The sequence below is a fragment of the Pseudomonas mohnii genome (assembly GCF_900105115.1).
In the GTDB taxonomy this organism is placed as follows: Bacteria; Pseudomonadota; Gammaproteobacteria; order Pseudomonadales; family Pseudomonadaceae; genus Aquipseudomonas; species Aquipseudomonas mohnii.
Map to the genome: position 1 here is coordinate 4549043 of NZ_FNRV01000001.1, position 12356 is coordinate 4561398.

Sequence of the window (12356 nt, forward strand, 5' to 3'; positions counted from 1 at the left end):
AGAATGAATCTGTCCCTTTTTTCATACGATTCCTGCTCGCCTAAGCCGTCAGGCCGGTTCGCCGATACACCACCACTGTATTGCGACCTCATCTTCAGATTGAGTTACGTCATGCCCGTGCTCGATGAAATGCGCTGGCGTGCGCAACGCAAGAGCATGACTGATCCGCTCTGGCTTGAGCGAGTTGGTTTCACCGAGAAAACCCAGATAGTAGTCCCGGTCATAGAAGAGGGTGATCTCACTCTGATGAACCCATGGCCACACCAGCAGGCACGCGACCCGGTAATAACCCTTTGAGCGGTCAGCGGCGTTGGAGAGATGGCTAGCAGCTTCGAGCAGTTGCTGAATGCAGAAGGCCTGAACTTCGATCCTGGCTTGAGGGCCTTGGACGAGGGCCTCGTGCACAGGAATCTTCCAATGTGTGTAGCGCTCCATGTGCACGGATCGCGGGTGAAACTGGTCGCGAAAACTGCAGGCCCAGTGTTCCAGCGCGCGAAGGCGGCGGTGAACGCCTCTGAGTGGCTTGTTGCTGAGGGCGATTTGCCGCATTGATACGTCCTTGTGATGCCGAAAGAGTCTTTCGTTGTTGTCTGTTGGTGCTATGGAAAAGTGTGCAGGTCAGTTTTGTATTCCAACCAAAAAACCTGCCAAGCATCGGCCTAACGAAAAAATATCCGCCCTCTTTTCCGCGTCTCTGGATTTAACCCCCACAGGATGTTTCCGCTGGGGATCGTACATTTCAACCGCACCAGAGCACGTGGCATCCCAGAAGCTACTGCTTGAAACCAGGCAACCCGTTAGCTTCGCGCCACTTTTTTACAGTTTCGGTGATACTTTCGGCTGTCGGGGTTTTGCTCATATCTTCCGGCCAATAAATGAGATCAGACCCGGCAGGGTGTTCACTAAGGCGCTCGAATTCAAATAGCAACGGATCAAGAATTTCATCTGGGCTTGTGTTGGCTGCGAGCACAGTATTTATGAACGTAATGAACTCGACTTCTGTGAAGTCAGAAATGGTTCTTTTCATGGCTGCTTTACCCGGTGGTTTTCAATGTGGTTTTTAGGCGTGTTCACACGCAAGTTGTCCACATCATAAAGAGCGCCCCCACTGGCGACATGGATAACATGGTGCAATTCAAAAGATGTCCGCTCTCCTGCTCTATCCAGTTTGCGAACCTTTGGCGATAAGCCATTGCGCATCCGTTCGACGTTCCCCGGTATGAACTGCTCCGAGAGCTCGGGGGTATTCGCTACTGCCACCCAAAACGCCTCCCTGAATTTATCGAAGTTTGAGAACTCACGGCCTCGGAGCTTATCGGCAATCTGCGTCGGAATTGGCGAGCCTAGCGCTGTGCCCGCCCCAGCAAGCCAGATACCCGTAACGTCCTCGCCTTGTCCTGTAACGGTGCCGGAATTGAGTCGGGCGGGCCGCGAAAACACCAAATACAACGAACTCAGTCCAGAGTCTGCTGGAAAGACCAGAATGCAGTCATCGGTTTCTATGTCGTCCCCTGACGGATAGCCCTCGATCTGAGAGTCTGTTCCTTGCGAGATCGGGTGTACGAGCAGGGTGCCTTGGCTGTTGCTGGCGTCAGGGTGGACCATCGCCGGAATGCCTGATCGTTCTCTAGGCGTCCACAGGATGGTGGCGCCGTTCAGCTCGGCTTCTATTGCGGTCCTGGTGGCATTCCACTTGGCCTGCACCGTACGTACCGAGTCGTCCCCTGTTGGGCCGGTATGGATGCCGTAAACCTGCAACACGCCCTCGGCATCACGGCGGAACTGAAACCGCACGCGGGTGGGAGCGCGGGTCATGCTGCGCAGTTGCCTGTCGGTGTAGAGCGTGCCGTCGGCCATCTTGCTCGGGAGCATGCCCAGTACGAACACTCCAGCAGGACCTGTAACCCCGCGTATGGCCCAGGTGAAGCCCTGTTGCAGGATGCCGCCACCGGCAATCCGCCCCAGCACAGCGTCAAAGCCTAGAGCGAGGCTGGCCGCCTCAGCAGCCGAGGGGACAAGCATGGCCCCAGCCAGCATGACTTTTCCGAAGTCTGAGGCGGGGACAGTGGAGGTGCCGACTTGAGTGCTGCACCAATTTTCAGAGACGCAGGATTTGGCAAAAACCAGATCGGTCCGCTCCTTGGGGAGCGGCCATTCATCCTTGGCGATATAGACCCGCTCTGGCTCGGGAGGCGGATTCCAGGCGGCCCACGAGGCGCCACCGTTCGGGCGTTTTCGACGCCAAATGTCATCGAAAGGGGTTTTCTCTGGCGTGTCCTTGTCCATGACAAATCTCCGTGCGACATCGTGTCGAGACGGGAGATTGTCGATCCGCACGCTTTCCGGTCAATTTGGCTCGGTAACATGAAGTTTCAGACTCGCTGAAGCACACCTATCCACAGGCATTAAACCCTGCGTGCAGAGGCATTGATCCATTGCGCCATTAATCGAAAGCCATTCCCTGAGCCGAATACAAAAAAACCCGAAAAGCCTCAAGGCCAAGCCTGAGTACCAGCCATCAAACGAACCCCTGTGGGAGCGAGCCTGCTCGCAATAGCGCCAGCCCAGCCAACTGAAATGCTGAATCAGCCACCACCCTCACAAACCGCCCACCCCCGCAGGTCTCAACCACTAAGCGTCAGCCTTGGCCCCCGCCCGCTTGGATACCGCCGCACAAGCCCGATCCCGCGTCAGCACCTTCACCGCATCATCCACCAACGCCTTGCTCATCGAAGTCAGATAATGCGCCGCCCAGGCGTGACGGTCGGTATCTGTGGCGTATGCAGCATCTTCAGTGAGGGTTTTGGCCAGGAACAAAAAATCCGAGGCCATGGACAATGCATCGCCAAGAGGAACGCCGCGAGTGACGTGGAACAGCGCTTGATCCGCGCAGTAGATGGCGGGTGTCAGGCCGATGGTTTTGAGTTCAGATTGTTCAGTCATTGGCCACCTCCGATGAGGGAGAGGTGGTGGGGGAGGGGGTTATGTGACTGGGGGTTGAGTAGGGGGGAAAGCCAAATTTCAAACGGATTTGTATTGGTCATGGTCAACGTCCTTGATTTGAGGAGCTGCCACGGCCTTCTCACGGGCTTGGGTGACAGCTGTGCGCGGGGTGAGAAACCGGCAATCAAGGCAACCGGTAGACCCGAAGGTCTCCCACGCACAGCCGCCATAAAGCCATATCGCAGACGAAAAAAAACGCCACGACAGGTTTTGGGGCGCTTTGCGCCTTGATTATTTCGGGCTCTCACACCCGGTCGCTGAATTGGCAGCGACGGTAGGGAGGGTATCGTGCAGATCTCTTTGCTGCAACCTTCGGCCCTTGCTCAGAAGTGAAATGTGGTCTATTTCCTTATTTTTTCGCATATCTTCTTTAGATGTTGAATGGGGAAAGGACAGCAATGATTTGCGAGACGATTTTTAATGAGTTGTAAGCCCTATTCCGGGAGGAGGGGTGAAGGTATGTGTTTCTTATTGAAGTCGATAAAAGGAGTTGGTGAAAAATGGTGAATGATGAATGGAAAGATATTTATTTGTTGCAGTATGAGCGCATCGCGCAGCACGAGAATCAACGGTTGGCTTTTAGCGGTCTTGTAATAGCAGTTACTACTGGGGCTTTGGCATGGGTTGCCGCGGATAAAGTAGTTTCAAATACATTTCAGATGCTAGTTCTGGTGGTCTTGTTAGTGTTAATTAATTACATGGCCATGCTTTTTGTAGATAAGTCTAGGTTCTGGATTAAGCATCATCAAGCGCGAGCCAGGAAATTGCTGGCTTTGGGCCCTCCAGAACTAATTGCAGCAATCAATAGTGTGGATAAAGTCAACAGTGATGACGACAAGAATCGACGTCCAAATTTGCAGCGAAATCTTCATAAGTTTTTGATTGTGTGCACGGTAGTGTATGCCTTGCCATATATGTGGAGTGTCATGCTCGTTTTAGCGCGACTCGCGGGATGTGTGAGCTAATATTTTATATGGTTGTCGGGGCGCCCTGTCTTTCCTCCGTCATTCATATATAAAGCTCAGGACGTGATTCAGGGGAATGATTTGATTGCATGTTGGAGGGCGAAGAGTAGGAGAGATTAGTAAGGGGGAGTGGAGCTCCAAAGATACCGGGCAGCGAGCCAGTCTAGCCATGCCGCAGGGAGTTTAAAATCGTCAACACCACCCCTGGGCCGGGGCTAAGCACGGTCAAGGTTGCCAGAAGTATAAATAGCCCGTAATTAGCCATGAATCACTCCATTGAATAGGGCATTCCGAAGATACTGCATAGTCCAAACGATGTACTCGCGCAACAAACCTGTGAACAACAACCTGGTGCAAATGACATAGAGGCAGGGCGAAAAGGGGACAGATTATCGGATGAACACGGCAACCAATTTCAGCCCTGCTACGGGCGCTCCCGCTTTTTTAGGTCACACCGTCATTCATTGAATGTCTTTCAAATAATCCTTAAGCGCAACAATCGGCGCACCAATCATCTCCATCGTCCGAACTCCGGCAACGTCCCCCGCCAACCGCCGCAACTCCCGCCCCAACGGCTTATCCACACCCCCAACCGCCTCCAGCGCCAACCCCACACACTCATCCACCTTCACCTGGATCGCCTCAACATCCCCCCGCCGCACCAGCAACTCAAACACATCCCGCTGGTAATCCCCCATCACCAGGTCATCCCGCAAAATCGGGCTTGAATCTTCCGATTCGTATGCCAGTTTGAGGGAGAAGAGGGCGACGGTTTCCAGGTGTAATTCCATGGGGGGAATCCTTGTGAAATGTTCCGGCGGTGCGGGTGGTGTGGGAGGGCAGATCAAAAGCTTCGCTGGCAAGCCAGCTCCCACAGGTTTTGGCGGCGTGGCGGTTACTTTTCTATAGGCGAAAAAAAAGGCCTTGCTAAGCAAGACCTTTCTTAATTTTGGTGCCCCGAGGGAGACTCGAACTCCCACTCCTTTCGAAAACGGATTTTGAATCCGCCGCGTCTACCAATTCCGCCATCAGGGCTCAATGGCGGCGAAGTATAGAGAGGTGATAACCGTCGGTCAATCAGGTACATGGAGAATTTTTGATATTTCCGCTAGACTTCCCGGCCCTGCTAGACGACACCCCATCATGCGCGTTGCTGACTTTACCTTCGAGCTCCCTGATTCGCTGATTGCCCGCCATCCTTTGGCCGAGCGTCGCAATAGTCGCCTGTTGACCCTGGATGGGGTCAGCGGCGCCCTGGCACACCGTCAATTCACTGATTTGCTGGAGCATTTGCGCCCCGGCGACTTGATGGTGTTCAACAATACCCGGGTGATTCCGGCGCGGCTGTTTGGCCAGAAGGCTTCCGGCGGCAAGCTGGAAATCCTGGTGGAGCGAGTGCTGGACAGTCATCGCGTGCTGGCCCATGTGCGCTCCAGCAAGTCGCCCAAGCCGGGGTCGAAGATCCTCATCGACGGTGGCGGCGAGGCCGAGATGCTGGCGCGGCACGATGCGTTGTTCGAGCTGGGGTTTGCCGAAGAGGTGTTGCCGCTGCTCGACCGCGTCGGGCACATGCCGCTGCCTCCTTATATAGACCGCCCGGATGAAGGCTCGGACCGCGAGCGTTATCAGACGGTGTATGCCCAGCGCCTGGGCGCGGTGGCGGCGCCGACGGCGGGGCTGCATTTCGATCAGCCGCTGATGGAGGCGATTGCCGCCAAGGGCGTCGAGACCGCGTTCGTGACCTTGCACGTTGGCGCCGGCACCTTCCAGCCGGTGCGTGTCGACAAGATCGAAGATCACCACATGCACAGCGAATGGCTGGAGGTCGGCCAGGACGTGGTGGATGCGGTCGCCGCTTGCCGGGCTCGCGGTGGGCGCGTGGTGGCCGTGGGGACCACCAGTGTGCGGTCCCTGGAAAGCGCCGCGCGTGATGGCGTGCTCAAGCCGTTCAGCGGCGACACCGATATCTTTATCTACCCGGGCCGGCCGTTTCATGTGGTCGATGCCCTGGTCACCAACTTCCATTTGCCCGAATCCACGCTGTTGATGCTGGTTTCGGCGTTCGCCGGTTATCCCGAAACCATGGCGGCCTACAAGGCAGCCGTCGATAACGGGTACCGCTTTTTCAGCTACGGTGATGCGATGTTCATCACGCGTAATCCTGCGCCGACTGCCCCTAAAGAATCGGGCCCAGAGGAAACTGTATGAGTCGCACCTGTCGTATGTCTTTCGAGTTGCTGGCCACCGATGGCAAGGCTCGTCGCGGTCGTCTGACCTTCCCGCGCGGTACCGTCGAGACCCCGGCCTTCATGCCGGTGGGCACGTACGGCACGGTCAAGGGCATGCTGCCACGGGATATCGAGGCGATCGGCGCTGAAATCATTCTGGGCAACACCTTCCACCTGTGGCTGCGCCCGGGCACGGAAGTGATCAAGAAGCACGGCGACCTGCACGATTTCATGCAGTGGAAAGGTCCGATTCTGACCGACTCCGGCGGTTTCCAGGTGTTCAGCCTGGGCGCCATGCGCAAGATCAAGGAGGAGGGCGTGACCTTCGCTTCTCCGGTCGACGGCGCCAAGGTGTTCATGGGCCCGGAAGAGTCGATGCAGGTCCAGCGTGACCTGGGCTCGGACATCGTGATGATTTTCGACGAATGCACGCCGTACCCGGCCGACGAAGACGTTGCCCGCATTTCCATGGAGTTGTCCCTGCGTTGGGCCAAGCGTTCGAAAGAAGCCCATGGCGACAACACGGCGGCGCTGTTCGGCATCGTTCAGGGCGGCATGCACCAGGACCTGCGCATGCGCTCCCTGGAAGGCCTGGACAAGATCGGCTTCGACGGCCTGGCCATTGGCGGTCTGTCGGTGGGTGAGCCGAAGCATGAAATGATCAAGGTGCTGGATTATCTACCGGGCATGATGCCGGCTGACAAACCTCGTTACCTTATGGGCGTTGGCAAACCGGAAGACTTGGTTGAGGGTGTGCGCCGCGGTGTGGACATGTTCGATTGCGTGATGCCAACCCGTAATGCCCGCAACGGGCATCTGTTCATTGATACTGGCGTGCTGAAGATCCGAAACGCGTTCCATCGCCATGATGATTCGCCGCTCGATCCGACCTGCGATTGCTATACCTGCCAGAACTTCTCCCGCGCTTATCTGCATCACCTGGACAAGTGCGGCGAAATGCTGGGGAGCATGCTCAATACCATCCATAACTTGCGTCATTATCAAGTGCTTATGGCTGGTTTGCGCGAGGCTATTCAACAGGGTACATTGGCCGCCTTTGTCGATGCCTTCTACGCCAAACGCGGGTTACCTGTTCCGCCTTTGGACTGAGTTTTCTGACCCCAAGATTCAACATTTGCAACTGGAGTGCTAAATGAGCTTTTTTATCTCTAATGCCATGGCTGACGCTGCTGCACCGGCCGCTGCCGGCCCAATGGGTGGCGGCTTTGAGTGGATTTTCCTGGTCGGCTTCCTGGTCATCTTCTACCTGATGATCTGGCGTCCACAGGCCAAGCGCGCCAAAGAGCAGAAGAACCTGCTGAGCAGCCTGCAAAAAGGCGACGAAGTTGTGACCACCGGCGGCATAGCCGGCAAGATCACTAAAGTGGCCGACGATTTCGTCGTTCTGGAAGTTTCCGACACCGTCGAAATGAAATTCCAGAAAGGCGCCATCGCCGCCACGCTGCCAAAAGGCACGCTGAAAGCGATCTAAGTTCCAACTTCTACTCAATCGACGGGGCGCGCAAGGCGCCCCGCGTCATAAGCGGGCGGCGTGATGCTGAACAAATACCCTCTGTGGAAATACATTCTGATCCTGGCGGTGCTGGCGGTCGGTCTGATTTATTCCGCTCCCAATCTGTATCCTGATGACCCGGCGATTCAAATCAGCGGCGCGAGCACTGCCCTGCAGGTCAATCAGGCTGATCTGGACCGTGTGAGCACAGCGCTCAAAGAGTCCGGGATCAACGTCAAGGCCGCGACACTGGCCGCCAATGGCAAGGGCGGTCTGATTCGCCTGGTCAAGGCGGAAGACCAGTTGCCTGCCAAGGACGTCGTGCGTAAGGCATTGGGTGATGACTACGTCGTTGCACTGAACCTGGCGCAAACCACCCCGCAATGGCTGCGCAACCTCGGCGCGCACCCGATGAAGCTGGGTCTGGACTTGTCCGGTGGTGTGCACTTCCTGCTGGAAGTGGACATGGACAAAGCCCTCGATGCACGCCTGAAAGTCTACGAAGGCGACGTCAAGAGCCTGTTGCGCAAAGAGAAACTGCGCTATCGCAGCCTGCCGCAACTGGGCGGTGCCATTCAGCTGGGCTTCTCTGATGAAGCGAGCCGCGAACAGGCCCGTGCGCTGGTGCGCAAGAACTTCAACGATTTCGACATTGTTCCGGCCGACCTCAATGGCCAACCGGTGCTGCGTCTGGCGATGACCCCGGCCAAGCTGGCGGAAATCCGCGAATACTCCATCAAGCAGAACTTGACCACGGTCCGTAACCGCGTCAACGAGCTGGGTGTTGCTGAACCGATCGTCCAGCGTCAGGGCGCCAACCGCATCGTGGTTGAGCTGCCGGGCGTGCAGGACACCGCCGAAGCCAAGCGTATCCTTGGCAAGACGGCCAACCTTGAATTCCGTCTGGCCGCAGAGCCTGGCGCTTCGAAAGCCACTTCCGAAACCTTCGAGTTCCGTGAAGGCAAGCGTCCGCCGGCACAGATCGAGCGTGGCCTGATCATCACCGGTGACCAGGTGACCGACGCCAAGGCTGGCTTCGGCGAGCATGGCACGCCAGAAGTGAACATCCGTCTGGATGGTCACGGTGGCGAGCTGATGAGTCGTGCGACCCGCAGCAACGTGGGTCGCAGCATGGCGGTGATCTTCATCGAGCAGCGCCCGGTGACCACTTACGTCAAGCAAATGGTCAACGGCGTCGAGAAAGACGTACCGGTACAAACGTTTAAAGAAGAGAAGAAGATCATCAGCCTGGCGACCATTCAGTCGCCGTTGGGTGCCCAGTTCCGCATCACCGGCCTGAACGGCCAGGGCGAGTCTTCCGAACTGGCGCTGCTGCTGCGTGCCGGTGGTCTGGCCGCTCCGATGTACTTCGCTGAAGAGCGCACAATTGGCCCGAGCCTGGGTGCGGACAACATTACCAAGGGTATCGATGCATCGCTGTGGGGCATGCTGTTCGTCTCGCTGTTCATCATCGCCATCTACCGCTTCTTCGGCATCATCGCCACCGTCGCACTGGCGGTGAACATGGTGCTGCTGCTGGCCCTGATGTCGCTGCTGGGTGCAACGCTGACCCTGCCGGGTATCGCCGGTATCGTCTTGACCATGGGTATGGCGGTCGACGCCAACGTGCTGATCTTCTCGCGGATCCGTGAAGAGATCGCCGCGGGCATGACCGTACAACGGGCAATCAACGAAGGCTTCGGCCGGGCATTCACCGCGATTCTCGACGCCAACCTGACCACACTGTTGGTCGGCGGGATTCTCTTCGCCATGGGCACCGGCCCGGTCAAGGGCTTCGCAGTGACCATGTCCCTCGGGATCTTTACCTCGATGTTCACGGCCATCATGGTGACCCGCGCGATGGTCAACCTGATCTTCGGCGGTCGTGACTTCAAGAAGTTGTGGATTTAAGGGGCTGCCATGTTACGTACAATCAACTTCATGGGCGTTCGCAACTTTGCGTTCGGCGTCACATTGTTCCTCAGTGCGCTGGCCATTTTCAGCGTATTCCACAAGGGCATGAACTGGGGCCTGGACTTCACCGGCGGTACGCTCATCGAGCTGACCTACGAGCGTCCGGCCGACGTCACCAAGGTGCGTGAGCAACTGGTGACCTCCGGGTACCACGAGGCCATCGTGCAGAGCTTCGGTGCGACGACTGATTTGCTGGTGCGTATGCCAGGTGAAGACCCGCAACTGGGTCATCAGGTCGCTGAAGCGCTGCAGAAGGTTGGCGGCGATAACCCGGCAACGGTCAAGCGCGTCGAGTTCGTCGGCCCGCAGGTGGGTGAAGAGCTGCGCGACCAGGGCGGCCTCGGCATGCTGATGGCGCTGGGCGGCATCCTGATCTACCTGGCGTTCCGCTTTCAGTGGAAGTTTGCGGTCGGTGCGATCGTGTCCTTGATCCACGACGTGATCGTGACCATCGGTATCCTGTCGTTCTTCCAGATCACCTTCGACCTGACGGTGCTGGCGGCGGTACTGGCGATCATCGGTTACTCGCTCAACGACACCATCGTGGTATTCGACCGGGTTCGTGAGAACTTCCGGGTACTGCGCAAGGCCAGCCTGATCGAGAACATCAACATCTCGACCACGCAAACCCTGCTGCGGACCATGGCGACGTCGATCTCCACCTTGCTGGCGATCGCGGCACTGCTGTTCTTCGGTGGCGATAACCTGTTCGGCTTCTCCATCGCCCTGTTCATCGGTGTTCTGGCGGGTACCTACTCATCGATCTACATCGCGAACGTGGTGCTGATCTGGCTGAACCTGAACTCCGAGGACCTGATTCCTCCGGCGGCCACCGAGAAGGAAGTCGACGACCGTCCATAACGGCCATCGTTTTCCCGGTTGCAAGCCCTGAAAGGCGCGAGTTGAACTCGCGCCTTTTTTTATGCTCCAAGGCTGGGAGAAGCGCGGACACGTTCCGCGGGCGATGGTCAGGAGGTTCATGTGAACAAGTCGATGCTGGTTGGTGCGGTACTGGGTGCTGTCGGTGTGACTGCCGGGGGTGCTGTGGCCACCTACAGCCTGGTTAAAAAAAGCGGCCCTGAGTTTGCTCAGGTTTTAGCCGTTGAGCCGGTCAAGACACAAATCAAGACTCCACGTGAAGTGTGCAAGGACGTCACGGTCACCCGGCAAGCGCCGGTGAAAGATCAACATCAGATCGCCGGTACGGTGGTCGGTGCCTTGGCAGGTGGTCTGCTGGGTAACCAGATTGGCGGCGGCACCGGCAAGAAGATCGCCACGGTCGCAGGTGCGGTCGGTGGTGGTTACGCCGGTAACAAGGTTCAGGAAGGCATGCAGGAGCGCGACACCTACACCACGACCCAGACCCGTTGTAATACGGTGAATGACATCAGTGACAAGGTCGTGGGCTACGACGTGCGGTATTCGCTGGATGGCAAGGAAGGCAAGGTGCGGATGGATCGCGATCCGGGTAACCAGATTCCTGTGGATAAAGAAGGCAAGTTGATCTTGTCGCAGAATCAGCAGGGCCAATAAGCTCAAGCGTCAGATTCGTAAACAAGCACCCTTCGGGGTGCTTTTTTTGTGCCCGCGATTCACGCACCATCTCAATCCCCTGTAGGAGCGAGCCTGCTCGCGATGATCGTCAACGATTACGCGGGTATTCAGGATTAACGCGGCGTCTTTGAGCTCTTCGCGAGCAGGCTCGCTCCTACAGGGGGGGATGGTGTTTTTGAGGGCAAATTCCAGGCATAAAAAAAGCACCCCGAAGGGTGCTTTTTTGTCGCGGGAAGCTTAGCGCTTCAGCGAGGCCGGCAGGTGCGGCTGGATGGCCGTCAGGACTGCCTTGAAGCATTTGGTGTTGCCGGCAACGATGTGGCCTTTTTCAAGGAAGTCGTGACCGCCGGTGAAGTCGCTCACCAGGCCGCCTGCTTCCTGAATCAGCAGGGCGCCTGCCGCCATGTCCCACTCGGACAGGCCCGACTCCCAGAACGCGTCGAAACGGCCGGCCGCCACGTAGGCCAGGTCCAGGCTCGCCGAACCAGCGCGGCGGATGCCGGCGGTCTGGCCCACCAGGGCGCGGAACATGCCCAGGTAGTTGTCGAGGTTGTCCATTTGATCGTCACGGAACGGGAAGCCGGTACCCAGCAGGGCGCCTTCCAGACTGGTGCGCCCACTGACGCGCAGGCGACGACCGTTCAGTTGAGCGCCGCGACCACGGCTGGCGGTAAATTCTTCCTGGCGAACCGGGTCCAGAACAACGGCGTGTTCCAGGCGACCACGGTATTTGCAGGCGATGCTGACAGCGAAGTGAGGAATGCCGCGCAGGAAGTTGGTGGTGCCGTCCAGCGGATCGATAATCCACAGGTACTCTTCGCCTTCGATGCCGGTGCCGGCGTGCAGGCCGGTTTCTTCACCCCTGATCGAGTGATTCGGGTAGGCCTTGCGCAGTGCATCGATGATTTTCTGTTCGGCGGCGCGATCTACCTCGGATACGTAATCCTTGGCGTCTTTTTCGTCGACCTTGATGGTATCCAGGCGCTCGATGGAGCGGAAGATCAATTCACTGGCGCTGCGGGCGGCGCGCAGCGCGATATTCAGCATGGGCTGCATGGATGTGTCACCTAAGGTTGTTAAAGAAAGCCGGGCATTCTATCAGAAAGTTTCTACAGGTGA

At 57.3% G+C, this 12356-nt stretch carries 13 protein-coding genes, 1 tRNA gene and 1 pseudogene; 7 read left to right on the forward strand and 8 right to left on the reverse strand.

Annotated elements, in window-relative coordinates; translation table 11 throughout:
• Window positions 1–48: 48 nt before the first annotated feature.
• The 4 genes from BLV61_RS21160 to BLV61_RS21175 form a co-directional block, all read right to left on the reverse strand.
• Window positions 49–549, reverse strand: a complete 501-nt coding sequence (locus BLV61_RS21160) for a DUF3916 domain-containing protein (RefSeq protein ID WP_090467285.1) — start codon at window positions 547–549, stop codon at window positions 49–51.
• Window positions 550–772: 223 nt separating this feature from the next.
• A complete protein-coding gene (locus BLV61_RS21165) occupies window positions 773–1027 on the reverse strand; it encodes a bacteriocin immunity protein (protein ID WP_047538029.1) in 255 nt (84 codons plus the stop codon).
• Window positions 1024–2286 (reverse strand): S-type pyocin domain-containing protein, encoded by a 1263-nt coding sequence (locus BLV61_RS21170; RefSeq protein WP_081997999.1) that lies wholly within the window; start codon window positions 2284–2286, stop codon window positions 1024–1026. Before BLV61_RS21170 ends, BLV61_RS21165 begins: the two co-directional genes overlap by 4 nt.
• A gap of 345 nt (window positions 2287–2631) precedes the next feature.
• Window positions 2632–2943: a DUF3077 domain-containing protein gene (locus BLV61_RS21175; protein ID WP_090467286.1), complete on the reverse strand. Its 312-nt coding sequence runs from the start codon at window positions 2941–2943 to the stop codon at window positions 2632–2634.
• 560 nt (window positions 2944–3503) lie between these two features.
• Between BLV61_RS21175 and BLV61_RS21180 the strand changes: the two genes are divergently transcribed.
• Complete coding sequence (locus tag BLV61_RS21180) at window positions 3504–3968, forward strand: hypothetical protein (RefSeq protein WP_090467288.1); 465 nt, start codon at window positions 3504–3506, stop codon at window positions 3966–3968.
• A gap of 166 nt (window positions 3969–4134) precedes the next feature.
• Here BLV61_RS21180 and BLV61_RS31650 read toward each other — a convergent pair.
• The 3 genes and pseudogenes from BLV61_RS31650 to BLV61_RS21190 all read right to left on the reverse strand — a co-directional run.
• A pseudogene (locus tag BLV61_RS31650) lies at window positions 4135–4233 on the reverse strand (LysE family translocator); the annotation flags it as partial.
• 196 nt (window positions 4234–4429) lie between these two features.
• A complete protein-coding gene (locus tag BLV61_RS21185; protein WP_090467289.1) occupies window positions 4430–4759 on the reverse strand; it encodes a hypothetical protein in 330 nt (109 codons plus the stop codon).
• A gap of 159 nt (window positions 4760–4918) precedes the next feature.
• Window positions 4919–5003 (reverse strand) — tRNA-Leu (locus BLV61_RS21190).
• A 108-nt stretch (window positions 5004–5111) separates the two neighbouring features.
• On the opposite strand from BLV61_RS21190, the gene queA reads away from it, so the two are divergent.
• The 6 genes from queA to BLV61_RS21220 all read left to right on the forward strand — a co-directional run bounded on the left by queA (window position 5112) and on the right by BLV61_RS21220 (window position 11216).
• A complete protein-coding gene (gene queA, locus BLV61_RS21195; protein WP_047538040.1) occupies window positions 5112–6176 on the forward strand; it encodes a tRNA preQ1(34) S-adenosylmethionine ribosyltransferase-isomerase QueA in 1065 nt (354 codons plus the stop codon).
• A 14-nt stretch (window positions 6177–6190) separates the two neighbouring features.
• Window positions 6191–7306, forward strand: a complete 1116-nt coding sequence (gene tgt / locus BLV61_RS21200; RefSeq protein WP_161793961.1) for a tRNA guanosine(34) transglycosylase Tgt — start codon at window positions 6191–6193, stop codon at window positions 7304–7306.
• Window positions 7307–7349: 43 nt separating this feature from the next.
• On the forward strand, window positions 7350–7688 hold the full coding sequence (gene yajC / locus BLV61_RS21205) for a preprotein translocase subunit YajC (protein WP_007916913.1): 339 nt from the start codon (window positions 7350–7352) through the stop codon (window positions 7686–7688).
• 63 nt (window positions 7689–7751) lie between these two features.
• Complete coding sequence (secD, locus tag BLV61_RS21210; protein ID WP_090467291.1) at window positions 7752–9620, forward strand: protein translocase subunit SecD; 1869 nt, start codon at window positions 7752–7754, stop codon at window positions 9618–9620.
• A 9-nt stretch (window positions 9621–9629) separates the two neighbouring features.
• The gene (gene secF / locus BLV61_RS21215) at window positions 9630–10544 is read left to right on the forward strand and encodes a protein translocase subunit SecF (protein WP_047538052.1); all 915 of its coding nucleotides are present in this window, start codon (window positions 9630–9632) and stop codon (window positions 10542–10544) included.
• A gap of 120 nt (window positions 10545–10664) precedes the next feature.
• Window positions 10665–11216 carry a glycine zipper 2TM domain-containing protein gene (locus BLV61_RS21220; protein WP_047538056.1) on the forward strand — a complete coding sequence of 184 codons (552 nt, stop codon included), beginning with the start codon at window positions 10665–10667 and terminating at the stop codon, window positions 11214–11216.
• 258 nt (window positions 11217–11474) lie between these two features.
• Here the strand turns inward: BLV61_RS21220 and suhB are convergent, their stop codons facing one another.
• The gene (suhB, locus tag BLV61_RS21225; protein WP_047538060.1) at window positions 11475–12293 is read right to left on the reverse strand and encodes a type III secretion system regulator SuhB; all 819 of its coding nucleotides are present in this window, start codon (window positions 12291–12293) and stop codon (window positions 11475–11477) included.
• Window positions 12294–12356: the final 63 nt, after the last annotated feature.

Excerpts from the sequence above, each read along its gene's own strand:
- BLV61_RS21160 (WP_090467285.1), bottom strand. The coding sequence starts at position 549 with ATGCGGCAAATCGCCCTCAGCAACAAGCCACTCAGAGGCGTTCACCGC.
- BLV61_RS21165 (WP_047538029.1), bottom strand. The coding sequence starts at position 1,027 with ATGAAAAGAACCATTTCTGACTTCACAGAAGTCGAGTTCATTACGTTC.
- BLV61_RS21170 (WP_081997999.1), bottom strand. The coding sequence starts at position 2,286 with ATGGACAAGGACACGCCAGAGAAAACCCCTTTCGATGACATTTGGCGT.
- BLV61_RS21175 (WP_090467286.1), bottom strand. The coding sequence starts at position 2,943 with ATGACTGAACAATCTGAACTCAAAACCATCGGCCTGACACCCGCCATC.
- BLV61_RS21180 (WP_090467288.1), top strand. The coding sequence starts at position 3,504 with ATGGTGAATGATGAATGGAAAGATATTTATTTGTTGCAGTATGAGCGC.
- BLV61_RS21185 (WP_090467289.1), bottom strand. The coding sequence starts at position 4,759 with ATGGAATTACACCTGGAAACCGTCGCCCTCTTCTCCCTCAAACTGGCA.
- queA (WP_047538040.1), top strand. The coding sequence starts at position 5,112 with ATGCGCGTTGCTGACTTTACCTTCGAGCTCCCTGATTCGCTGATTGCC.
- tgt (WP_161793961.1), top strand. The coding sequence starts at position 6,191 with ATGTCTTTCGAGTTGCTGGCCACCGATGGCAAGGCTCGTCGCGGTCGT.
- yajC (WP_007916913.1), top strand. The coding sequence starts at position 7,350 with ATGAGCTTTTTTATCTCTAATGCCATGGCTGACGCTGCTGCACCGGCC.
- secD (WP_090467291.1), top strand. The coding sequence starts at position 7,752 with ATGCTGAACAAATACCCTCTGTGGAAATACATTCTGATCCTGGCGGTG.
- secF (WP_047538052.1), top strand. The coding sequence starts at position 9,630 with ATGTTACGTACAATCAACTTCATGGGCGTTCGCAACTTTGCGTTCGGC.
- suhB (WP_047538060.1), bottom strand. The coding sequence starts at position 12,293 with ATGCAGCCCATGCTGAATATCGCGCTGCGCGCCGCCCGCAGCGCCAGT.